The organism is Lactobacillus sp. CA30L (genome assembly GCF_059900845.1).
Window position 1 is genome coordinate 1 of sequence record NZ_JBWXGB010000008.1, and the last position, 21887, is coordinate 21887.

The 21887-nt window shown below is 45.8% G+C and carries 22 protein-coding genes and 1 other RNA gene; 20 read left to right on the forward strand and 3 right to left on the reverse strand.

Annotated features, from left to right (window positions below; all coding sequences use genetic code 11):
- Nucleotides 1–398, reverse strand: a 398-nt coding sequence (locus AC2JF8_RS08240) for a transposase (protein ID WP_500762651.1), incomplete at its 3' end; no start/stop codon positions are given.
- 466 nt (nucleotides 399–864) lie between these two features.
- Between AC2JF8_RS08240 and AC2JF8_RS08245 the strand changes: the two genes are divergently transcribed.
- Both AC2JF8_RS08245 and AC2JF8_RS08250 read left to right on the forward strand, forming a co-directional pair.
- Nucleotides 865–3150, forward strand: a complete 2286-nt coding sequence (locus tag AC2JF8_RS08245) for a class III lanthionine synthetase LanKC N-terminal domain-containing protein (protein WP_500762652.1) — start codon at nucleotides 865–867, stop codon at nucleotides 3148–3150.
- A 12-nt stretch (nucleotides 3151–3162) separates the two neighbouring features.
- Nucleotides 3163–4764, forward strand: coding sequence for an ATP-binding cassette domain-containing protein (locus tag AC2JF8_RS08250; RefSeq protein WP_500762653.1), 1602 nt, complete (start codon nucleotides 3163–3165; stop codon nucleotides 4762–4764).
- 271 nt (nucleotides 4765–5035) lie between these two features.
- Here AC2JF8_RS08250 and AC2JF8_RS08255 read toward each other — a convergent pair whose 3' ends face one another.
- Nucleotides 5036–6235 carry an IS3 family transposase gene (locus AC2JF8_RS08255; protein WP_500762654.1) on the reverse strand — a complete coding sequence of 400 codons (1200 nt, stop codon included), beginning with the start codon at nucleotides 6233–6235 and terminating at the stop codon, nucleotides 5036–5038.
- Between the two features lie 484 nt (nucleotides 6236–6719).
- Here AC2JF8_RS08255 and AC2JF8_RS08260 point away from each other — a divergent pair, with 484 nt between their 5' ends.
- The 18 genes from AC2JF8_RS08260 to tsaD all read left to right on the forward strand — a co-directional run bounded on the left by AC2JF8_RS08260 (nucleotide 6720) and on the right by tsaD (nucleotide 21314).
- Nucleotides 6720–8621 carry a MucBP domain-containing protein gene (locus tag AC2JF8_RS08260; RefSeq protein WP_500762655.1) on the forward strand — a complete coding sequence of 634 codons (1902 nt, stop codon included), beginning with the start codon at nucleotides 6720–6722 and terminating at the stop codon, nucleotides 8619–8621.
- 162 nt (nucleotides 8622–8783) lie between these two features.
- Entirely contained in the window at nucleotides 8784–9404 is a 621-nt protein-coding gene (locus AC2JF8_RS08265; RefSeq protein WP_500762656.1) for a class I SAM-dependent methyltransferase, read from the forward strand.
- Nucleotides 9404–9931 (forward strand): tRNA adenosine(34) deaminase TadA, encoded by a 528-nt coding sequence (gene tadA, locus AC2JF8_RS08270; protein ID WP_500762686.1) that lies wholly within the window; start codon nucleotides 9404–9406, stop codon nucleotides 9929–9931. The genes AC2JF8_RS08265 and tadA overlap by 1 nt, the downstream gene beginning before the upstream one ends.
- Nucleotides 9932–9958: 27 nt before the next feature.
- Nucleotides 9959–10055: signal recognition particle sRNA small type (gene ffs, locus AC2JF8_RS08275), an RNA gene on the forward strand.
- 53 nt (nucleotides 10056–10108) lie between these two features.
- A complete protein-coding gene (gene dnaX, locus AC2JF8_RS08280; protein WP_500762657.1) occupies nucleotides 10109–11920 on the forward strand; it encodes a DNA polymerase III subunit gamma/tau in 1812 nt (603 codons plus the stop codon).
- A 24-nt stretch (nucleotides 11921–11944) separates the two neighbouring features.
- Nucleotides 11945–12274 carry a YbaB/EbfC family nucleoid-associated protein gene (locus tag AC2JF8_RS08285; RefSeq protein ID WP_500762658.1) on the forward strand — a complete coding sequence of 110 codons (330 nt, stop codon included), beginning with the start codon at nucleotides 11945–11947 and terminating at the stop codon, nucleotides 12272–12274.
- Nucleotides 12275–12874, forward strand: a complete 600-nt coding sequence (recR, locus tag AC2JF8_RS08290) for a recombination mediator RecR (RefSeq protein WP_500762659.1) — start codon at nucleotides 12275–12277, stop codon at nucleotides 12872–12874. It abuts the gene before it with no gap.
- On the forward strand, nucleotides 12874–13104 hold the full coding sequence (locus tag AC2JF8_RS08295) for a YaaL family protein (RefSeq protein ID WP_500762660.1): 231 nt from the start codon (nucleotides 12874–12876) through the stop codon (nucleotides 13102–13104). The genes recR and AC2JF8_RS08295 overlap by 1 nt, the downstream gene beginning before the upstream one ends.
- A gap of 126 nt (nucleotides 13105–13230) precedes the next feature.
- Nucleotides 13231–14751, forward strand: coding sequence for a glycosyltransferase (locus tag AC2JF8_RS08300; protein ID WP_500762661.1), 1521 nt, complete (start codon nucleotides 13231–13233; stop codon nucleotides 14749–14751).
- 220 nt (nucleotides 14752–14971) lie between these two features.
- The gene (gene tmk, locus AC2JF8_RS08305; protein ID WP_500762662.1) at nucleotides 14972–15619 is read left to right on the forward strand and encodes a dTMP kinase; all 648 of its coding nucleotides are present in this window, start codon (nucleotides 14972–14974) and stop codon (nucleotides 15617–15619) included.
- 5 nt (nucleotides 15620–15624) lie between these two features.
- Complete coding sequence (gene darA / locus AC2JF8_RS08310) at nucleotides 15625–15948, forward strand: cyclic di-AMP receptor DarA (protein WP_500762663.1); 324 nt, start codon at nucleotides 15625–15627, stop codon at nucleotides 15946–15948.
- Entirely contained in the window at nucleotides 15948–16808 is an 861-nt protein-coding gene (locus tag AC2JF8_RS08315) for a DNA polymerase III delta subunit-related protein (protein WP_500762664.1), read from the forward strand. Before darA ends, AC2JF8_RS08315 begins: the two co-directional genes overlap by 1 nt.
- A gap of 9 nt (nucleotides 16809–16817) precedes the next feature.
- The gene (gene yabA / locus AC2JF8_RS08320; RefSeq protein WP_500762687.1) at nucleotides 16818–17159 is read left to right on the forward strand and encodes a DNA replication initiation control protein YabA; all 342 of its coding nucleotides are present in this window, start codon (nucleotides 16818–16820) and stop codon (nucleotides 17157–17159) included.
- Between the two features lie 4 nt (nucleotides 17160–17163).
- Nucleotides 17164–18024, forward strand: coding sequence for a 16S rRNA (cytidine(1402)-2'-O)-methyltransferase (gene rsmI / locus AC2JF8_RS08325; protein ID WP_500762665.1), 861 nt, complete (start codon nucleotides 17164–17166; stop codon nucleotides 18022–18024).
- Nucleotides 18025–18026: 2 nt separating this feature from the next.
- Nucleotides 18027–18764, forward strand: coding sequence for an acyl-[acyl-carrier-protein] thioesterase (locus tag AC2JF8_RS08330; RefSeq protein ID WP_500762666.1), 738 nt, complete (start codon nucleotides 18027–18029; stop codon nucleotides 18762–18764).
- 55 nt (nucleotides 18765–18819) lie between these two features.
- A complete protein-coding gene (locus AC2JF8_RS08335; protein ID WP_500762667.1) occupies nucleotides 18820–19338 on the forward strand; it encodes a folate family ECF transporter S component in 519 nt (172 codons plus the stop codon).
- Between the two features lie 25 nt (nucleotides 19339–19363).
- The gene (tsaB, locus tag AC2JF8_RS08340; RefSeq protein ID WP_500762668.1) at nucleotides 19364–20104 is read left to right on the forward strand and encodes a tRNA (adenosine(37)-N6)-threonylcarbamoyltransferase complex dimerization subunit type 1 TsaB; all 741 of its coding nucleotides are present in this window, start codon (nucleotides 19364–19366) and stop codon (nucleotides 20102–20104) included.
- Nucleotides 20105–20261: 157 nt separating this feature from the next.
- Nucleotides 20262–21314 (forward strand): tRNA (adenosine(37)-N6)-threonylcarbamoyltransferase complex transferase subunit TsaD, encoded by a 1053-nt coding sequence (tsaD, locus tag AC2JF8_RS08345; RefSeq protein ID WP_500762669.1) that lies wholly within the window; start codon nucleotides 20262–20264, stop codon nucleotides 21312–21314.
- 42 nt (nucleotides 21315–21356) lie between these two features.
- Here tsaD and AC2JF8_RS08350 read toward each other — a convergent pair whose 3' ends face one another.
- Nucleotides 21357–21761 carry a GNAT family N-acetyltransferase gene (locus tag AC2JF8_RS08350; RefSeq protein ID WP_500762670.1) on the reverse strand — a complete coding sequence of 135 codons (405 nt, stop codon included), beginning with the start codon at nucleotides 21759–21761 and terminating at the stop codon, nucleotides 21357–21359.
- Nucleotides 21762–21887 lie beyond the last annotated feature (126 nt).

A 21887-nucleotide genomic window follows, 5' to 3' on the forward strand; every position in this document is an offset into this window, starting at 1 on the left:
TGCTCATAGAGTAAGCCCTCTTCTTGAAGCAGATTGTTAAAGTAGAGAAAGCACTGCTTAATCAGCTGGTTAGCGTGCGGGCTAGAGCGAAAATTATTAATGGTATGATAGGACATGGTCTGCTGGTTCGCCAAGTACATCATCGGCAAGTTTTCGACCAGCATCTGGGCAATCTTGCGCCCAGAGAAGACCTTGCGGGCATAAGCAAAGAGCAGAATCTTGAGCATGCGGGCCGGATGGTAGGCCGGTCTGCCGGTTGCAGGAGTATCGCCTTCAAGCACTGCCAGCGGAATGGAATCAACGAACTGGCTAATGGCATGAACCAGGTGGTCCTGGGGAATAACAAAATCTAAATTGAGTACTAAAGCAGTTTGGCCTGTGGTATAATTTTGGTACATTGAAATTGGTCTCCGATCTATTTGAGTTTGGTAAATAAATAATATCAGGGCCAAGACAAAATGTATACGAAAAAAGGCGTTGAGTTCAACGTCTTTTTTTGTTGGTCCGGGAAATAGTTTTTTCCCAGACTCTTTTTGTATACTTTTTAGTTTTAATTAACATCAAATGGTGAATAGCAAAAAAGATAGATTTTTTATCAAGATCTATCTTTTTTAAATATTAAATTACTTTACACACGAACGTGTAAGAGTACATCTATTACTATCCTCAAATTGATTAGATTCAGGATTGTCATTTTCTTCTGCAGCTAAGCGTTGTAGGTCTAAAAGAGCTTCCATAATACTCCCCCCCTTTCTATTTATTATTAACTCTATATTATATTATTGCACAAAAATATTAAAAGTCAATAATATTTTTGTTAGTTATATGCTATAATTAATTAATATTTGATAGGAGGGTATTATATTGAATAATCTAAAATTACCTTTACAGTTAGACGTATATACGAACAAGAAGACAACTAACATTTTACCAGATGACATTAAACCAGAAGATTTATCTTTTATTTCCAGGAATGCTGATAACTATTATTTACAATTTAATTTTAATGTGGATACAAATTTCCCTCATCAAGGTTTCAAAATTCATATATCAAGTTCTTGGAATTCTTATATCAAGATCTTAAATACAATTTTTTTATTTTGCAAAAGAGAAAAAAATTCATTTAAGTACATTTCTAATCAGGATGAAGTTCGGAAAAATTTGTCAGGAAGTGCTCCCTTATGGTCAACTGGAAAATTTATCACTATTTATCCTTCCAGCCTTAACGAATTTAAATACTTAGTAAAAAAATTATACGAGTTACCAGAGTTAAGATTTGAGTCTGGTATATATGTATTAACTGATAGAAGATATAAAGACTCAAATAATATTTTTTATCGTTATGGAACAATAACTCAATCTGATAACTATATTTATGATTTAGATGGGAAAAAACTTTATAAGGACTATGAGGAATTAAAATATAAATTACCCTATTTTGTTACGGAACCATTTCCCCAAAATTCCGATACATATAAACAAGCGAAACATATTTTCAAAGACTATATACCTAAAAAAAGCTTGAATTCAAAAGCTTCTGGATCAGTTTTTGAAGCATTAGCCAATAAAAAACACGTAGTACTAAAAAATGCTAAGTATGGATATGAAGATGAAGTTTACACAGAAATACAGAAACTTAAAAATGAAGAAAAGTTTCTAAAATTACTAAAACACGATGATTTTATTCCAAATTATATAAATTCATTCTATGAAGATAAAGATTACTTCTTGGTAGAAGAATTTATAGAAGGAATAAATGTAGAAAGTTTTCGTGCTTTACCACGTCATAGCTTTATAAACGCTAATGTTAATAAGAAAAAGCTATATGAAACCTATTCATACGTCATAATAGATATTATAAAGAACTTATCTGTACTTCATGACAAAGGAATATTTTTAGGAGATATATCGGCAAACAATATCTTAATAAATGTATCAACTAATAAAACCTATTTCATAGACTTAGGTCAATCTGCTTTAATAAAAAACAAAACAAAAAGTAAAATTTTTTATAGAACGCCTGGCTTTTATGACGAATCAATATCATCTTTAACTTTAGAAGAACAAGATAAAAGGCAACTTGGTTATTTGATAATGTCATTATTTTGTAGAGCTAATATGTTTTTAAATATAGACTTTACTGGTAAAATGTCAATTAATTTTTTTGAGAAATTTGCTAAAATAGAGAATGTTCCTGTCATATTTGTAGATATCACTAGAAAGTTGCTAAAAGATCCTAAAACAAACTTACATGATATTGTAAATTTACTAGAAAGCACACCTTACAAGGGAAGGAAAAGTGACACTAATTTAGCTTTTCCTTATTCTTTACTGCAGAGTTTAACTAAAACATGTTTAGTAAGTAGGATTGATAATATCAAGTTTAATCAATCCCGATTGACTGATCAAAATGGCAAAACTTTTCTAACTTCTCAAAAATATATGATATTAGAAATGGATATCCTTGAAAAAGGATATTGTGATAAAAAAGTATTTACAAAGGAATGTAATAAGCAATTGCTTTCAGACTTTCATAAGTTGCTCACTATTGTAAAGGAAAAAAGTTCAGATATTAATTCTTTAGGTCTAGGAACAATACTGTCACTTTTATTTTGCACTGCTTCAGTAATTAGTACATTTTTTAAGGATAAAGAATATATAAGCCAATTGGAAGAAGTCCTTAATTTTGTTAATCAAAATTATCAAGTAAAACAAAAAGAGGGCATAAATTATAGAATGAAATATTCTTCAACCTATCTTTCTCCTTACTTATATGATGGTACTGCAGGTGTCTTAAATTTATGTCTAACATTAAAAGAAAAATTTAAAGAAACCAAATATGATAAACTTGCATTTGCTTTAGCACATGAATTAACAAATGATAAGATGCCTAAAAATGCATCTTTTAATCATGGACTGGCAGGTATAGTGTATGTACTTGTTAAATATCGAGAACTGTATCATGACTTTTCTGTAGACAAGCATATAAAAGTGATGATTTCATGTTTTGACACATATACCTATAACTGGAGTGGAAACAAATATATAGTTGATACCACCTTTTCTAAAGCTACTATTAATTTCGAAGATGGAAACAAAGGGATTATAAAAGCCTTAACCAGCGCATTAAAATTATTCGATATTAAATAAAAAGAGAGTACAATGAAAATTTCAAGCTTTTTAAAATTTAGGTTTAAAACAATCATTTTGATTATTGCCTTAGCTATATTGGGTAGTGGATTAACAGCATATAGCAGCTATCTTCTAACACCGACTGCTAATGCAGTTAAGAACCTAAATATGGAGAAATTCATAATATACTCATTGCTTTCGACGATAGCAAGTATAGCAAGCTATATTCTAATCTATACAGGAAGATATTTATATACAAAACATGAGCAAAAGTATCTCCATCATATTAGAGAAAAGATAACTACGAATTATTATGATAATAGCTATACTGACGGTGAAGTTGCTAAAATACAAAATAGTTTGACTAATGATTTAAACATGCTAACGGAGATGTTTTTAGATCCATTATTCAAGATACTGAACTTTATTTTAGATATCGTTTTTTCTATTTCGGTTGTTTTAACTTTCAATGTTTATTTACTACTATTGATTGTAATTTTAGCCATTATGTTGCTCTTTTTGCCTAAGCTTATTTCTAAGCCTTTACAAAATTTAACAAATAACGTTTCTGAAAAAAATCAACTGTATATTGATTTGATTCAAAAATGGACTAATGGATTAGCCATTTTACAGCGCTATCAAGCCAAAAATAAGCTGCTCAGTGTTTTGTCCGGTGGAGCTTCAGCCCTAGAGAATGCAAAAGTCAAGAAAGAAAAAACATCGACCAAAATTGACACGCTATCCACTAGTTTAAATATGCTTGCTCAAAGCTTGATCTTATTTTTGGCTGGTTTTTTAATTATCATTAAGCAATTGAATTTTGGTGTATTTTTTAGTATTGGTAATTTTGCCAGTTTAGTGTTTTCTGAATTAGTCGCACTAAATCAAAATGTGACACTAATTCAATCAGCTAAAATGCTAAACGCTAAAATAACTAAAGCCATTGAACCTACTCCTACTAAGACTAAAGTGATTTCTGACAGTGTTGGCAATATTGATCATTTTGCAAGCTTAAACATTACCAGCTTAAGAAAAGATTTTGCTAATGGTGAATACCTGTCATATCCTGATATTCAGATTAAGGCAGGTGAAAAAGTTCTGCTCTCTGGTGACAGTGGTGCCGGAAAATCTACTTTATTTAGGCTGATTTTGCATGAGTTAGAGCCAACCTCTGGCGAAATCACTTTTAAAGATGAGCAGGGAAAGAATATTCAACCTAACTTAAATCGAATTGGTTATATTCCACAAGATCCTATTTTATTTCCTGGTACTATTAAAGAAAATATTACAATGTTCAATAGTAAATTGAACAAGGCTGCACAGATTTGGGCGCAAAAGATGCAACTAACAGATGATCTAGATAAATTCCCACAGGGAATTGAAACTTATGTTGATTTAGATAAAAACAATTTATCTGGTGGCCAAAGACAAAAAATTGTGTTGGCTCGGACTAAAGTGTATCGCAGTAAGTTAATATTAATCGATGAAGGAACCTCAGCTATTGATGAGAAGGCTACACTTAATATTTTGAAAAGTCTACTAACTGGATCAGAGACGATTATTTTTATTGCACATAATTGGGCCCCAGAACTTCATGACATGTTTGATCGAGAAATAAACCTCAAAAAATAATTAATAATGGGAGTGTTTACCAAAATTGAAGTGCAACTAAAAAGTTAGACATTTTATCATTAAGCAAGACCCAACGCACGATTCCGATTCTGATGTGAACCCCAAAATTAGGACAGTTTAATAAATTCTAGCTAAGGACTAACTTCCGATATTCAATCGGGGTGCGGCCCTTTAGCGTGTACCTGATTGTAGTATTAAATCCACTTCTCCATGGCCTCCTGCAGCGCCTTCTTAGTAGGATAGGTATAGGTGCAATAGTCTAGTTCAACCTTCATGATGTGAAAGAGACTCTCACAGGCCGCATTGTCGTGGCAGGTCGCCCGCCGCGACATGCTTTGGACTGGTATTGAATGCCCTGGTCACTGTGAATCGTCATGCGGTAAGGCAGTTTAGGCCGGATGGTCAAAACCTGCTTGAGTCCATCCAGAACATACTTGGTCTGCGGCCGTTGGCTGATGGTGTAGCTGATGATTTCACCACTGTAAAGATCTTTAAAGGGTGAGAAATATATCCGTTCGCTCATGCCCTTATTGCCATAGCGAAATTCGCTGATATCGGTGACCACCTTTTGGTAGGGCCGATCAGTCTTAAACTTTTGGTGGAAGCGATTCTTCGCCTTCTTACCTTGAGGACCTTTTGATGAATCATACTTGCCTGCACGCAGGTTGTATTTGCGGGCCAGCAGATTGTGCTCCTTCATCAGTCGGTAAACGCGTTTATGGTTCACCTGCAGGCCGTACTTGATTTTTAGCGTGTCGGTCATGGGCAGGTAGCCAAAGCTGGGATTACGCCTTTTAACCACTTTAATTAGCGTCAGTAAAGCCAGGTCGCTGTATTTTTTCCGCCTGCTGCGCGGGTGATACTCGTAGGTGCTCTTGGCTAAAAAGCTATCGTGCAATAGTTCTTGCAGTTGATAGTTGTGCTCATGCCTTAGCTCTTGGATGATGGTCGATGGTCCGTTCTTCTTGCGTTGAGCGTCTTTGCGCCGAGCTAAGGCTTCGACTTTTTTTAGGTAGTCGTTCTCAATATGGAGCTGACGGTTTTCTAAGCGCAGCCGCTCTAATTCAGATAACTCGCTGCTGGTATGCTTAACTGGTTTTTTAGGCGATTTGTTCATCGGTGGTCGGCCTCGTTTGGTAAAGAGCGCATCAAGTCCGCCTTCGTTAAAACGTTTTTGCCAAGTACAAATTAAGCTGGGCGTGGCAATTTTGAAGTGAATAGCGGCATTTTTATAGGTCTCGTCATGTTCTTTTCTCCAGTTTAAGACTTGGAGCTTGAATTGACCACGATAATTTTGCTGGGTGTGCCGAATTTCTAGGCCCTTTACGCCAAAGTGCTGGTATTGCGCAGCCCAGGTATCAATTAGTTGATGTGATCTGGTGCCAATCATTTGCGCCACAGAATGGCTGCTGTAGCCTTCTTTGAGCAAGTTAAGCGCCTGTAATTTTTGTTTGAAGGTAAATTTAACCATAGTAAAACCCTCCAGATGGATTTTGGTCCAATCTAGAGGGTTAACTTCAAGACAACGTCCTTTTTAGTGATTGAAAAATATTTTCCTGGTAGCCTTTTTTCTTGATCGAACGTAGTCGGAAAAACAACTTAAGCTTAGAAGTATTCCGTTTTTGGCCGATTATAAAATTAATGATACAGAGTTTAACCGCAAGCTTAAACAGTTTGAACCTACAACTACTGGATTAGGGTCATCTATTGCCACTTCAAGCTATTTGTTAGCGAGCGGTTCAGCCCAAATTTTATTAAACTTCAGTAACTTGATCTATAAGAATAACTTTAAATAACAGGTGCACGGAAAACCAGAGGGTGCTGGTTTAGTAACCTGCAGATTATGTTTAAAGTGATAAAACTATTCATTTTAAAAAATATATACTATACTAAGCATATTATAGTTATCACCATATTCTTAATGGTAGGAACAAAATTTAATTAGAAAGGTATATATGTTTAAGCAGAAAAAGATGTTATATCAAAGTGGTAAGGAATTTTTAGTCGCCAGTTTTACCACAGCTGTGTTGGGTCTAATGCGTCTGGATGGCCACCGAACGGTTAAAGCCGATAGCTGTCCGGGCGCTGTTAGCAGCCAGGTAGAGCAGACAAATTCGGAAAAGCCTAACCAGCCGTTTACGGTGAAATCACAAACTAGGCAGGTAACCACTTTCGAAGAACCAGCTAGTACATTTGAAGCTGAAAGGCAAGAGGCTTCTAAGAATAAGCCTAGTAAAGATAATAAGCAAGTAGATAAATTCTCAGGTACTGCCGCCACAGTTGAAACTGAAAAAAAGTATATTTGGCACAGTCAAACTAGTGATATTGAAGTTAAGTTTAATGAACAGACTGGCACTTTGACAGTCCCAGGAGGTACTGCTACCAAACCAGTGGTAATGAAAAATCCTAATATTATTGCTAGTATTTCGAATGTTGCTATTGAATTATTCAAACAAATTAATTTTACTGGAAAAATAAAACTTCAAGGTTCTGTAAGAAGCCTATTTATGAATTTAAAGGTCGAAAAGATTACAGGATTAGCTAATTTAGATACAGCTAAGGTAACAGACATGGCTGGTATGTTTTTTGGGTGTAGCTCATTAACAGAAGTCGATGTTAGCCAATTCGATACGGCACAGGTTCAGAGTATGTATATGATGTTTGCGGAATGTCATAGCTTGCAGCATCTTGACCTTAGTAACTTCGATATGAGGTATCATGATGAGAATCTTGAGTTTGTAAATTCTTCAGCTATGTTCTTGTCAATGAATAACTTAACCGTTTTAAAAATTGGTAAAAATTGTTATTTTTTTTACCCAGGTTTAGAAACTGTTACTACGCCTACAGTTATTAATACTCGTCCCTGGGTAAATGTCGGTGGGGGTACAATCAATCAGCCTGCTGCTACGCATAAGTGGGTTTATCCAGACTTCATAAAAGATTATCAAGCCCAAAAATACGTTAATGGAAATTTGGTTAAGTTCCCGACTCATGGAGCGGAAACATATATCCGTTTGGGAGAACCCGTGGATGTTCATTATGAAGATGAGTCGGGTAGAGCATTGCTACCGGCAGATGTTGAGTACAAGGGGCCGATAGCAGACAGTTACGCAGAACTAGCGCAAATTAAGCTTAGCGGCTACAACTTTAAGAAAATTAAGAATGATGCTGACCCTGTTTTTAGTGACCAGGCAAAGTCTGTAACGTTTGTATATACTAAGAGTGTAGCTGCACCTATAATTATTCATTACCAAGATAAATATGCCCATAAACTTGCTGAGGATCAGGAATTAACTGGCAAAGTAGGAGATAAGTTTGATGGGAAGATGAAAAAGAAAAACATCCCTGGATATATCTTTGATCATGCTGAAGGAGCTACTATGGGGATCTTTACAGAGCAGTCACAAGAAATCAAGTATATTTATACTAAAAAAGAGGAGCTGCTAACTCCTACGTCACCGCCTTCCCCCGCTACTTCAGCGCCAGTTACCCCAATAGGGCCAGGACAACCTGCTACTCCGACTCAGCCTGCTGCCCCGGGACACCACAATACCACAAATGAAAACAGTACCGTGCCCAGTCAGAGCCATGCTAAAGCAAGTACAGCTAAGCAGCAGCGTAGTCCGCATGTAAGTGCTGCTAAGCCCCGTAACAAGGCCGCAACTAGTCACTTCAACGGTGCCGATAACAATAGCACCACGGCACCTAAGGCAGTAAAAGGGCAAGCTTCACAAAATAATACGTTGCCGCAAACGGGCAAGGATAAGTGGTCTAATGTAGCGATGCTGGCACTAGGCGGGCTAATGTTAGTTGGTGTACTAGGTGGGGCACTGCTAGACCACAGGCGCAAAAATTAATAAGTTTATTTAATAATTAAACCTAAACAGTCGCTTCTAGCCATGAAGGGGCTGTCTTTGTAGTTAAGCGTAAAACTGGAGTACATGATTTTAAGCAGTTGGCAAAATCTTCCCAGTTCGCTAAAATTAACTTAGGTAAATTGTTTTAGAAGCGAGCAAATAATGGATAACAAGACCAACCAAATGTATTATGCGGCCAATCCGACGTCCAAGCATGATAAGCACGTCATTAACTACCGCGTGAATAATGTTAACCTCAAGTTCACAACCGATGCCGGCGTCTTTTCCAAGATGCGGGTGGATTACGGGACCGGCGTACTGCTCAGGCAGATGGCCCAGGCTGACTTCCCGCCGCACGGCGTTTTGGACGTCGGCACGGGTTACGGGCCCTTGGGGCTATTTGCGGCCAAGTTCTGGCCCGAGCAGACCGTTGAGATGGTCGACGTCAACGAACGCGGACTTGACTTGGCCCGGCAGAACGCCCAGGTCAACGGCATTACCAACGTGAAGATCTGCCAGTCGGATGTTTATGATCAAGTTGAACCAGGTAAGCTCTTTGGGCTGATTGTGACCAACCCGCCGATTCGTGCGGGCAAGAGCGTGGTGTCGAGCATCCTGACGGGCGCTAGCGACCACTTGGTCGCAGACGGCGTCCTGCTGGTCGTCATCCAGAAGAAGCAGGGCGAACCGAGCGCCCGCAAGCTGCTGCAGGCGACCTTCGGCAACTGCACAATTTTAATTCGCGACAAGGGCTACTACGTCCTGCAGGCGGTTAAAAAATGATGGATTGGACCGGGAGCGCCAAGCAAAAATACATGCAGGAGGCCTTAGTGCTGGCGCAAAAAGCCCAAGAGCAGGGCGAGGTGCCGATTGGTGCCATCGTGGTTGACCCGGACGGCCGGGTGATCGGCACGGGCTACAACCGCCGCGAATTGGACCAGGATGCAACGCAGCACGCCGAGCTTATTGCCATCAAGCAGGCGTGCGCGGTGCTTAATACCTGGCGGCTCGTTGACTGCAGCCTCTTTGTGACGCTGGAACCATGTCCGATGTGTGCCGGTGCAATTATCAACGCGCGGCTGGCCAACGTCTTTTACGGTGCACCCGACCCCAAGGCGGGGGCGGCAGGCAGCGTCGTCAACCTCTTTGACGTGGCGAAGTTCAACCACCACCCCAATGTGATCCGCGGACTTTACCGCGCACAGGCGAGTCAGCTGCTGAAGGATTTTTTTCGGGCAATCAGAAAGCAGCAGAAGCAGGCCAAGCAGGCGGAGATAAATAATAGCGTTGAGAAAAAATCAGCAAAATAGTGGAAAATTCACCCCAAATACGGTAGTATTATCTATGGGCAATGTTTGACTTCCAAAGCGTGTCAGGACCGGAAGGTAGCAGCACTAAGGTTGCTCGGGCATGTGCCTTTTATTAGACATTGACAAACTCTTAACTCTTTCGAAGAGTTAGGAGTTTTTTACTAGGAAAGAATGATCATGGCTTACCAAGCGTTATACCGTAAGTGGCGTCCGCGCACTTTTGACAGTGTGGTCGGACAAAAAGACATTACCGATACGCTGAAAAACGCGATTAAGCGCAATAAAATCTCGCATGCGTTTTTATTTGCCGGGCCGCGCGGCACCGGCAAGACTTCGTGCGCCAAGATTTTTGCCAAAGCTCTGAACTGCAGCAACCTGCAGGACGGCGAGCCGTGCAATGAGTGCGCTAATTGCATTGCGGCTGATCATGGCGCGATGGCGGACATTATGGAGATTGACGCCGCTTCTAACAACGGGGTCGATGAGATTCGCGATATTCGTGATCAGGTCAAGTACGCACCAACACAAGGTCGCTGCAAGGTCTACATCATTGACGAGGTTCATATGCTGTCAATGGGCGCCTTCAATGCCCTGCTCAAGACGCTGGAAGAGCCGCCGGATCATGTGGTCTTCATTCTTGCAACAACAGAATTGCAGAAGGTACCGGCCACGATTATTTCACGGACGCAGCGCTACAATTTCAAGCGGATCGCACAGCAAGACCTGAAGCAGCGGATGGCCTACATCCTGGATCAGGAAAAAATTGTCTACGATGACCAGGCTCTGGCAGTTATTGCACAGGTGGCCGATGGCGGAATGCGGGATGCTCTAAGCATCCTGGACCAGCTGCTCAGCTATGAGCACGACCGGGTGGATTACGCTGATGCCCTGCAGGTTACGGGCTTTGCGGCTAGAGAAAAGGTTGAACAGCTTTTGCTGGCAATTCTGAATGAGGATGCTAGTCAGGCTTTGAGTCTGGCCCAGGCGCAGCTAGATGCTGGTGCTAGCTCCAAGAACATCCTGGACGAATTGATCGACATGGCGACGAATGCGCTCATGGTCGTCAAGGCCGGCGGTGCCAACGAGCATAATTTTTTGAATAAAAATTTTGTCAGTCAGATTAAGGGCGTTCCGGCCCCGCGCTACTTCCAAGTGATTGCCGCTGCCAACGCGGCGCTCAACGACCTGCGTTATACCAACCAGCAGCAGATTCCCCTGGAGGTCTTCCTGGTGGAGAGCACAACGGCGCAGGCCGCTGATGCCGCTGGTTCTGCTCCTGCAGCCGGTCAGCAGACGGGCAACGCTGAAGGTGCCGGCCTGCAGGCCGAGATTAGCGCGCTCAAGAAGCAGGTGGTTGAGCTGACCGCCAAGGTTTCCGCTCTGGGCAAGCGGCAGACGAGAAGCAGCGACCATATTTTTCACATTGATAATGCGGGCAAAAAAGCAGCAAAAGAAACTAAGACTAGCACCGCTAAAAACAGCAAGCTCAAGAAAAAAGCGGTGCGCAATAAGCAGCGTGGGGACCAGCAGAACCGTAAGCAGGTTTACCACGTCTTAGAGAACGCGACGAAGAAAAATCTGCAGGCCATCAAGGACGTATGGCCGGACCTGCAGTCGGTTTTGGCGGTTTCGCAAAGGGCACTGCTTGATGTGCTTGAGCCGGTTGCGGCCAGTCCCGACCAGGTGGTTATGAAGTGCAAGTACACCCTGTGGTTTGAAAAGGCCAGCTCCGATGACGACCTGCTCGGGCTGCTGACAGCGCAGATTGCCAAGTTTACCAAGCACGAGTATGAAATCGTGCTGGTCCCGGATGAGGATTGGTTCACGGTGCGCAAGGAATTTTTGCAAACGCACCGCGCACAGCTGTTGAATAAGAAGCAGGGCGCCGAGGACGCTTCGCCGGAAACCGAGCCTGCTGACCCAGCCACTTCCAAGATTGTGCAGAAGGCCAAGGACCTCTTCGAGGATGCGGTTAACGTGAAGGATTAAAGTTGAATATCAAAGGAGAAAATAATGAGCAAGAGACCTAACTTTGGCGGCATGGGCGGCATGAACATGCAGCAGATGATGAAACAGGCTAAGAAGCTGCAGGAGCAGATGGCCCAGGAGCAGCAAACTATTACGGCCCAGGAATTTGTCGGCAAGTCTGCGGATGACCTGGTGACTGCAACCTTTAGCGGTGACCGCAAGCTCAAGGACATCGCCATTAGCAAGGATGCAATTGACCCGGAAGACCCGGACATGCTGCAGGATTTGATCATTGATGCGGTCAACAAGGGGCTGAGTGCCATCGACGAGGCAACGCAGGCAAGTTTGGGCAAGTACACGAAGGGCATGATTTAATTGCAGTATCCAGCACCAATTGCACATTTAATCGATTCTTACATGAAGCTGCCCGGTATTGGTGAAAAAACGGCCACGAGATTGGCCTTTTATACGTTAGACATGCCGGACGCGGACGTGCACAGCTTCAGCACGGCGCTGAACGAAGTTAAGGAAAAACTGCACCGCTGCTCCATCTGCGGCAACATCACGGAAAAAGATCCGTGTTCAATCTGCAGCAACCCCGCCCGCGAGCAGTCGACCATCATGGTGGTCGAGCAGCCCAAAGACGTGATGGCCTTCGAAGACATGGGCGAATACAGCGGGCTCTACCACGTCCTGCACGGTGTTTTGTCGCCGATGGACGGGGTTGGTCCCGAGGAGATCAACATCAAGTCCCTTATTGTTCGCCTGCAGAAGCAGGCCAGTGTCGAGGAAATAATCCTGGCGCTGAATTCGACGCCGGAGGGCGAATCGACCGCTATGTATATCAGCAAGCTGATTAAACCAGCAGGCATCAAGGTGACGCGGCTGGCTGCGGGACTGGCAGTAGGCAGCGACATCGAGTATGCGAATTCAATCACCCTGAAACGGGCGGTTCAAGGGAGAACGGCAATCTAATGGCACACGATAAAGTTAAGAAGATGGGCGATGCCCGGCTGAATGCAACGATTGAAAAGCTTCAGAGGGAAATTACGGTCCAAAAAAGCTTAGATCCAACGACGTTGGACATGTCGAACGACAACATTATTGCCGGCAAAATCCTGCACGCCAAGTACGATTTTTTGTACGATGAAGCGCGCGTCCGCCACACCCGGTTTACCGGCTTTACCAATGCAATTTCCGATTAAGACAAGTGCGCTTTTGCGCGCTTTTTTAAGTACCAGTAAAATTAGCAGGCGGGAAACGAAAAGTGCTAGAATTAGGACCAGCGTAGTGGTGACGATGTTTATGAAGAAGGACGGGCGGAGAATTAAGTGTATTATTTTTTAAACAACAGGCTGGATGCGAACAGTTCCGGAATTGAACACGCCGAGGTCAAGCGGCTGAAACTGTTTAAAAAAAATGGGGTCAGAGCAAAGCTGGTCATGTCCGAATTTAACCGGTTTGCGCACAGCAACCTCCCCCTGTATGGGTTAAGCGATGGCGACTATGTCAACATGTTTGACTTTTTTGCGGGCACGGTGAGCTTTCCCGCTCGAGTTGCCACGCTTGAAGACCTAGCTCTTCCTTCTACGAGTCAGGTGCAAGCCGGGGCGAATAGCTATGAGGTCTGCGACGGTGGGCGCAAGACCATGACCATCACCATGTTTGCTAGTGGCAGCATCGATACCATCCAGTACTTTAACGGCGACGCTAACCGGACCAAAGAAGACTTCTATGATACCCGCGGCTTTAAGAGTCTCACCCAGGTATTTGACACGGCTGACAGCCACCTGATCTACGAACTATTTTACCGTCCGAACGGCACCGTTTATTATGAAATCGCATATGAGCAGAAGCCCAACTGGCTGGCGGCGACCAACATCCAGCTGACCGATATTCACGGCTGCCTTCATTCCCTGATGAATAGCGGCCAGGCGTTTACGATCATGCTGGACGAATTGAACGAGCAGGACGGGGATGCAAGGTCGACCTTTATTTCCGACCGCAGCAACATTACCAACGTTCCGATGATCAGCATGAAGACGCCGGCACGGAAGATCGAGCACTTCCACAGCATCCATTTTCGCGACTACTGGGATCCCGATTCGCCGTTGACCTATAATTCCATTTCGAACAATGAATTGCTGAGCAAAACCGATTTAATTATCACGCCCGGCTGGCGGCAGGCAGATGATATGCGCACGCGGCTCCGCACGCAGGTGCCGATTGTGGCGATTCCGGTCAGCATTGTAGCAGACGAGCAGTTAAGGGCCCCACGCGTTGCAATGGGCGACCGCATTTCCGGCAAGATCATCGTCGTGGCCCGGCTGTTCCCTGAAAAGCGACTGGCAGACGCAATCAATGCGTTTGCGCAAGTTTACCAGGCCGCCCCCTTTCTGAGCCTGGATATTTACGGCTACGGTGACGGCAGCGATAATTTTGCGGAGGAAAAGAAACTGCGGAAGCTGGTCCAGGACCTCAAACTCGAAGATTGCATCCGCTTCATGGGCTATACGCAGGATTTGGACGCGGCATACAACACCGCCCAGCTGCTAGTGGTAACCTCATGCTACGAGGGTGCTTCGCTCGCTATCATGGAGGCACAGGCGCACGGGGTGCCGGTCATCTCTTACGACATCAACTACGGGCCGGCCGACCTGCTTGCTGCTGGCAGCAGCGGTTTCCTGGTTACAAGCGGGAACGTGGACGAACTGGCTGCTAAGGTAGAGCAATTTTTTGGCGACCAGGCATTGCGGGAAAATATGAGCGCGGCGGCCTACAAAAACGCCGAACGCTTTTCCGGTGAGAATATCTGGCGCGCCTGGCAGAAATACGTCATTAACGTCGACTAGGGACCAATGCGCGTTGTGCTTGCAATCTTGCGGGCACCAAAATGTGTTTGGCGGTTCAATACGTCACGCGCAGCGGCTCCACAATATTTAGTGGTTGTGCCGCCACTTTTTTTGCACGAGAGCTTCCTTTGTACGGGCGGCTTTTTTATTTTCTGAAAAAAAGCTTATTTGGCGTGTCAAACGTTCACAAGTCTTGTAAAATAGAAACATGGAGAAGTTTATGAAAAGTTATTTTATTAGTTTTGAGGGACCGGATGGGTCCGGCAAGAGCACCGTTTTGGCGCAAGCAGCGGGCCAGATCGGGCCGCGCCTCAACACCCAATATCTAGTGACCCGTGAACCGGGTGGTTCATTAATTGCTGAAAAAATCAGGCGGCTGATCCTCGACCCTGAAAGCGAAGGGATGAGTGCCAGAACCGAAGCGCTCTTATACGCAGCCGCCCGCAGTCAGCACATGGCTGAAACGGTGATTCCCGCGCTAGAAGCTGGTCAAGTGGTCTTTTCCGATCGTTTCGTCGATAGTTCATTAGCCTACCAGGGCGTGGGGCGCAACCTGGGCTTTGCCCCGGTTAAAAAGATCAACGACTTTGCTACGCAGCAAATTGAACCCGACCTCACCCTCTTTTTGGATGTTAATCCGCAAGTGGGCCTGGCGCGCATTGCTAAGGAGCGCGGCGGCAGTCAGGATCGCTTGGAACAGGAAAAAATAGCTTTTCACCAGAAAGTTTATTACGGTTATCAACAGATTAACCGTGAGTATAGCGGTCGCATCAAGGTGATTGACGCCAGCAGGCCGCTCAATCAGGTGGTGGCAGATTGTGTTAAAATTATCGCAAAGCATTTACCAGCAGAGTTGCTAAAGGACTGATTAATATGAAATTAATAATTGCAATTGTTCAACGAGAAGACGCTAACCGCTTGCAGCGGGCTTTTGCCAAGGAAAGCATTCGTGCTACCAAGCTAGCGACCACCGGGGGCTTTCTAAGCGAAGGCAACACGACCTTTCTCATTGGGATTGACGACAATCACGTCAAACAGGTTTTGCGCCTGATTAAGGAAGAGTCAAAATCACGCGAAGAGTACATGAATTCGAGCATGATGATGAGCACCCTAGACATGAGCAGTCAGCCGATCAAGATTACGGTTGGCGGCGCCACGTGCTTCGTTTTGCCCGTAGAAGAATTTAAGCAATTCTGATGAACGTTGAGATTGCCAACCGGGATGCAAAGTCGGCCGCTTTGCTGGGGCATGCCTTTGACCAGGGCAAAATAGCGCACAGCTACTTGTTCTGCAGTCAAAATACGGAGTCGGCTATCGCCACGGCATACTGGCTGGCGTGCCTGTTCAACTGCACCGGCACCAGCAAGCCCGACGGCACTTGTCGCAACTGCCGCCAGATTATTTCGGGCAACAACCCCGACGTTCTGCTCGTCGCTCCTGAAGGCAAGCAGAGTCTGGGCATCGACCAGATTCGTTTTTTAAAGGCCGAATTGGCCAAAAGCCCGGTTCAGAGCTCAACCCGCTTCTTTGTTATCAAGGATGCGCAGAAGTTGACGCTCGCGGCGGCCAACGCCCTGCTTAACCTCTTGGAAGAGCCGATCGCTCCGGTGGTGACGATACTGATCAGCACGAATCTTGACCAGATTCTGCCCACAATCCGTTCGCGCACGCAGATCATTAATTTTGGTGCGGAAAGAAAGAGCAGCGGTCGCGCTGAACTGCTTGCAGATAACGGCTTTAATCCGGGTGAAATTGCGGAACTGGGCGACACCAAGAACTTGGACCAGGCCAGCAAGTATTTTTACCAGGAGATGCTTGAACGCAGCGGGTTGGCACTGGTGAGCGCGCACAAGCTGGCGGAGATGGCAAAGAGCAGACCTGAGCAGGACTATCTTCTTCTGGCGCTAAAAGAGAGGGCTCAGGCAGATTTGAAGAGTGACAGGCGGCAGTTAGGGGCAAGGATGCTGAAGGTTCTGCTTAAGGTTGACCAGATGCGGTACAGCAATGTTGGTTTCCGCAACCTCCTTGATTATCTTGCCCTGCAATGGAAACGGTAGGTGTTTATGGTGGATCCTTATTCAAAATTGCAGCAGCTGCATGATTCAATGGTTAATATGACCAAGACAATTGAGAGTTTGGAGAACAGTATTCTGGATACGCTCAAAGAAAATACGGAGTTAAAGGTGGAAAACCAGCTGCTGCGCGAAAAAATGGACAAGCTAAGCAGCGCGCACAGCAGCACGATTAAAACCCAAAGCGGACTGGAATCGCTGCGGCAAATTTATAATTCGGGCTACCACATCTGCAACATGTACTATGGCTCACACCGTGATCCCAGTTCTGATTGCATGTTCTGCCTGGATATTCTTGATAATTTTGGCGAAAAAAAGAAAGCACACAAGGACTGATAGAATGCAACAGCAAAAAAGCTACGCCCAGGAAAAAGGGAAGCTCTACCTGGTGCCGACGCCGATCGGCAATTTAGAAGATATTACCATCAGGGCCCAGAGAATTTTGCGCGAAGCGGATTACATTGCGGCTGAAGACACGCGCACAAGCGGAATTTTGCTGGAAAAAATTGGCGTGCACAACCGCATGCTGTCCTTTCACAAGTATAATTCCAAGGAGCGTGCACCCGAATTAATCCGGTTAATGCAGGATGGGGCGGTGATTGCCGAGATCAGTGACGCGGGCATGCCGGTTATTTCGGACCCGGGCTACATTCTGGTTCAAGAATGCATTAAGCAGGACGTGCCCGTCGTGCCGCTACCCGGTGCATCGGCCTTCACGACGGCGCTAATTGCATCGGGCTTTGACGCCCAGCCCTTTACGTATTACGGCTTTTTGCCCCGTAAACAGGGTGCACAAAAGCCTTTTTTTGAACAGATAAAAGCCGCACGTGCCACCTCGATTTTTTATGAGGCACCCCACCGCCTGGTCAAGACGCTGACCAACATGGAAGCAGTGCTGGGCAGCGACCGCAAGGTTGTGGCTGCACGCGAGTTGACCAAGGTGCACGAGGAGTTCATCCGGGGAACCGTCAGCGAATTGCGGGATCATTTTGTCCAGGATAAGCCCCGCGGGGAATTCGTTATTCTGGTATCCCCTAATACCGCTGTCCCCCAGCAGGCGTCCTGGCCCGAATTGATTGCGCAGGTCAACCAGCAAGTTGAACGGGGAAAGAGCAAGAAAATGGCTATTAAGGCTGTTGCAGGCGCCAATCGGGTTTCCAAGAATGAACTATACGAGCGCTATCACCAAGATGAGGATTGACAATGAAATATCGTGAACAACACAAAATAAATTTTTTTGAATGTGATGAAAATGAAAACCTGAAGCTGCCAGCAATGGTTGACCTGATGATGAGCGTATCGGAGCACCAGCTGGAAAGGAGCGCCGCGGGGACAGCATCCCTGGCTGAACGCGGCTTGGGCTGGGTAATCACCCAGTACCACATTCAGGTTGAACGCCTGCCCCATCCCGGAGAACAGGTAACCGTAACGACTGAACCGGTAGGGTACAATCGTTTTTTGGAGTACCGGAGCTTTTCCTTTACGGACGCGGATGACAATGAACTGATCAATGCCCAAAGCGAATGGGTCCTGTTTGACCTGCAAAAGCGGAAGATGGTTTCAACTGATCAAAAAATGATGGACGACCTGGGCGTGCCGTTCTTGCGGAAGTCGCCCCGCTTTCCGCGCCTGCGCAAGCAGTCCGAATACCCGTCTAAGAGGCGTTACCGTGTGCGGTATGATGACCTTGACACCAACCATCACATGACTAACGGGCACTACTTCAGCTGGTTTATTGATACAATTGACCGCACTTTTCTCAATACCCACATGGTGAAGACGATTGACATCAAGTTTAACCAAGAAGTACGCTATGCCGAGGAGCCGCTGGTGGGCGTCAAGCTAGTTGATGACGGCGACAGCATCAAGTCTTACCATGCAATTGAGGATGAGGAACGAAATGATAAAGCCGTTTGTGAGCTAAGCTGGCGCAATCTATAATATAATTAGGCATGAAAGCTATAGTATGTCTAGTTATAGAAAGAAAGTGTTGCAAATGACTACCAAGGAAAACCTTAAGGTTGAATTACGAGACCTGATCCTTCTGGGGATTATTGTTGCAATGAAAATTATTTTGAGCCGTATCAGTCTTGGCACCAATATGGTCCACGTCGGCTTGGGCTTTATCGGCAGCGTCATGCTGGGCTACCTGTTTGGTCCGGTCTGGGGCGCTGTCGGCGGCGGTGTGAGCGACCTCGTTGCGTCCGTTTTGTTTGGCAACCAGGGGGGCTTTTTTATTGGCTTTACCCTGACTGCCATGATGGGGCCTTTTATCTACGGGCTGCTTTTTTACCAGAAACCGGTCAAGGTGTGGCGCATTATCTTGGCCACGCTCTTAGTAACGGTCATCATTAATATTGGGCTCAACACCTACTGGCTGCACCTGCTCTATGGTCTTGACCTGCGTGCCGCCCTGGTCCAGAGGCTGCCTAAGGAAGCTATTTCGCCCTGGATACAGATGGTTGTTGACTACTTCGTTTTGACGGCCCTTGCGCGTATTAAGATTAAAAAGTGATTTGGAAAAGGTAAAGTAATCTGAGATGAAAATTTTAAGTGTATCAACAGCAACTGACCATTTAAGCGTAGCACTCAATGAAGGTGCCAACGTGATTGTCGAGAAGGGTGAACGCGATCAGCGCAATCATAGCGAACACCTGGATCCGTTAATTGCTGAAATACTAGCGGCCAATAAGCTCAAGTTAGGAGATATTGACCGTTTTGCTGTGGCCATTGGGCCGGGTTCATACACCGGCCTGCGGATCGGCGTAACGACGGTTAAAATGTTTGCCAGCATCTTGCATAAAGAGGTGGTGGGCATTTCAACGTTGAGGGCCCTGGCCGCTAATTGCCCAGATGAGCGCACCCTGATTGTAACTGGCATTGATGCGCGCAATGATAACTACTTTGCCGGAGCATACGTCAACCAGAATGGTCAGCCCGCTAATGTGATTGCTGACGGACATTATCATATTGACACGCTGTTAAAGGCGGTAGCGAGTTACGTGACAAGTCAAAAGCCGGAGCACGTTGCTTTTATCGGTTCGGGCTTTGATAAGCAAGCCGCGCTTATTCAAAAATTGGCTTTTCCCGTTAATTACGGCAGCAGGGAGCAGAACCAGATTCATGCGGGCCGGATCGGTCAGTTGGCAATGGCTTCTGACCCGGTTGACCCGGATGGGCTCCTGCCCAATTACCTGCGCCGCACGCAGGCTGAGGTTGACTGGCATAAGAAAACAGGACAGCCGTATAGTCCAGATAGCGCGTACGTGGAAGAGGTTTGAGCAGACTCGGGGATATTCAGTTGCTCACTTGGCATTTGTGGCGTACTAAAAGGCGCAGCCTCTCCACCAGCACTGCGCACTGTCACTATAGAAGCGGTGCAAAGCCAGACATGGCAACGTGTTGCGGACTTGCATCGCCTTGGGAAGGAATTTAGTTTTGGGTAGAAAAAAAGATATCCGCATTTTGGCGTATGAGAGTTCATGCGATGAGACTTCGACTGCGGTAGTCAGGAATGGCCAGCAAGTCGAAAGCATGATTGTGGCCACACAAATTAAGAGCCACCAACGCTTCGGTGGCGTTGTGCCCGAGGTTGCTAGTCGCCACCACATTGAAGTCATTAGTCAGATCACGAAAGAGGCACTGGCTGAAGCCCACGCCACCTGGCAAGATATCGATGCAATCGCGGTGACGTACGGGCCCGGCCTGGTTGGCGCGCTGCTGATCGGCGTCAGTGCCGCCAAGGCCGCCTCAATGGCGACGGGCCTGCCCCTCATTGGCGTTGACCACATCATGGGCCACATCATGGCCGCCCAGTTAACGGCTGAAATCTCGTATCCGGCGTTAGCCCTCCAGGTCTCAGGCGGTCATACCGAGATTGTTTTGCTCAGTGATCCGACGCACTTTGCCATTGTCGGCGATACCCGCGATGATGCGGCGGGCGAGGCCTATGACAAGATTGGGCGCGTCTTGGGCGTCAACTATCCGGCCGGCAAAACGATCGACGAGTGGGCTCAAAAGGGCAAAGACACCTTCAATTTCCCCCGGGCGATGATGGAGGATGACGACTACGACTTTTCCTTTTCTGGGTTAAAGAGCGCATTCATCAATACCTGTCACCACGCCGACCAGATCCACCAGGAATTGGACAAGTATGACCTGGCGGCCAGTTTTCAGGCGGCGGTCATCGATGTCTTGGCGCATAAAACGATGCGGGCAATCAGGCAGTACCAGCCGCGCACCTTTATCATGGGCGGCGGCGTCGCTGCTAACCACGGCCTGCGTGACCGGATGGAGGCTGAGATTGCCGCCTTGCCGCAAGCCGTCCGGCCGCAGGTTATCCTGCCCGACTTGAAACTGTGCGGCGACAATGCAGCCATGATCGGGGCGGCCGCCTACAACTTGTACCAGGCGGGCAAGTTCGCGGATTTGACGCTAAACGCCGACCCGTCGCTGGAATTGCCCTACGCAAGCAGCATGCTCAACAAGTGAAATCAAAAACTCCAGTCTCATTGAGATTGGAGTTTTCTTTGTCTAGAATTCGCGGTAGAACGCGACCAAGCTGCCGTGATCACAGGAAGCAAAACCGTTTTTTTCGTAGAATGCCCGGGTGTCCGGCGCCTCTTCCATTAGCAGCACCTTCTGCCGCACGGCAGGGTACTTTTTCAGGACTAATTCGATGAGGTGGGAACCGATGCCGCGTCCCTGATAGGACGGCTGCACCAGTAGGTCCTGGATATAAATGATGGTTTCACCGTCGCCGACGACCCGGATAAGTCCCACCAGTTGGCCGGCTGCTCGTGCCGCAACCAGCAAAAGGGAATGGTCGCAGGCCGCTTTCAGCCGCTCGGGATTTTGGGTGTATGCGCCCCAGCCCACGCTGTCATAGAGCGTGCATAACTCGGTTATGCTGGCCTGCTTGTTTAAGTTGTATTCCATGATTGTTCCTCCTTAATTTAATGCCAAATTAAAGGGGAAAACGTAATTTCTCCATTTGCTGCACCCGCCTTCCTTAGATAGTATTGTACCACGATTGTGCTTTGAAATTAAAAAGTTATAATAAAA

What these genes read in the sequence shown, in the direction of transcription:
- AC2JF8_RS08250 (WP_500762653.1), top strand. Translation starts at nt 3,163, where the DNA reads ATGAAAATTTCAAGCTTTTTAAAATTTAGGTTTAAAACAATCATTTTG.
- AC2JF8_RS08255 (WP_500762654.1), bottom strand. Translation starts at nt 6,235, where the DNA reads ATGGTTAAATTTACCTTCAAACAAAAATTACAGGCGCTTAACTTGCTC.
- AC2JF8_RS08260 (WP_500762655.1), top strand. Translation starts at nt 6,720, where the DNA reads ATGTTTAAGCAGAAAAAGATGTTATATCAAAGTGGTAAGGAATTTTTA.
- AC2JF8_RS08265 (WP_500762656.1), top strand. Translation starts at nt 8,784, where the DNA reads ATGGATAACAAGACCAACCAAATGTATTATGCGGCCAATCCGACGTCC.
- tadA (WP_500762686.1), top strand. Translation starts at nt 9,404, where the DNA reads ATGGATTGGACCGGGAGCGCCAAGCAAAAATACATGCAGGAGGCCTTA.
- dnaX (WP_500762657.1), top strand. Translation starts at nt 10,109, where the DNA reads ATGGCTTACCAAGCGTTATACCGTAAGTGGCGTCCGCGCACTTTTGAC.
- AC2JF8_RS08285 (WP_500762658.1), top strand. Translation starts at nt 11,945, where the DNA reads ATGAGCAAGAGACCTAACTTTGGCGGCATGGGCGGCATGAACATGCAG.
- AC2JF8_RS08295 (WP_500762660.1), top strand. Translation starts at nt 12,874, where the DNA reads ATGGCACACGATAAAGTTAAGAAGATGGGCGATGCCCGGCTGAATGCA.
- tmk (WP_500762662.1), top strand. Translation starts at nt 14,972, where the DNA reads ATGAAAAGTTATTTTATTAGTTTTGAGGGACCGGATGGGTCCGGCAAG.
- darA (WP_500762663.1), top strand. Translation starts at nt 15,625, where the DNA reads ATGAAATTAATAATTGCAATTGTTCAACGAGAAGACGCTAACCGCTTG.
- AC2JF8_RS08315 (WP_500762664.1), top strand. Translation starts at nt 15,948, where the DNA reads ATGAACGTTGAGATTGCCAACCGGGATGCAAAGTCGGCCGCTTTGCTG.
- rsmI (WP_500762665.1), top strand. Translation starts at nt 17,164, where the DNA reads ATGCAACAGCAAAAAAGCTACGCCCAGGAAAAAGGGAAGCTCTACCTG.
- AC2JF8_RS08330 (WP_500762666.1), top strand. Translation starts at nt 18,027, where the DNA reads ATGAAATATCGTGAACAACACAAAATAAATTTTTTTGAATGTGATGAA.
- AC2JF8_RS08335 (WP_500762667.1), top strand. Translation starts at nt 18,820, where the DNA reads ATGACTACCAAGGAAAACCTTAAGGTTGAATTACGAGACCTGATCCTT.
- tsaB (WP_500762668.1), top strand. Translation starts at nt 19,364, where the DNA reads ATGAAAATTTTAAGTGTATCAACAGCAACTGACCATTTAAGCGTAGCA.
- AC2JF8_RS08350 (WP_500762670.1), bottom strand. Translation starts at nt 21,761, where the DNA reads ATGGAATACAACTTAAACAAGCAGGCCAGCATAACCGAGTTATGCACG.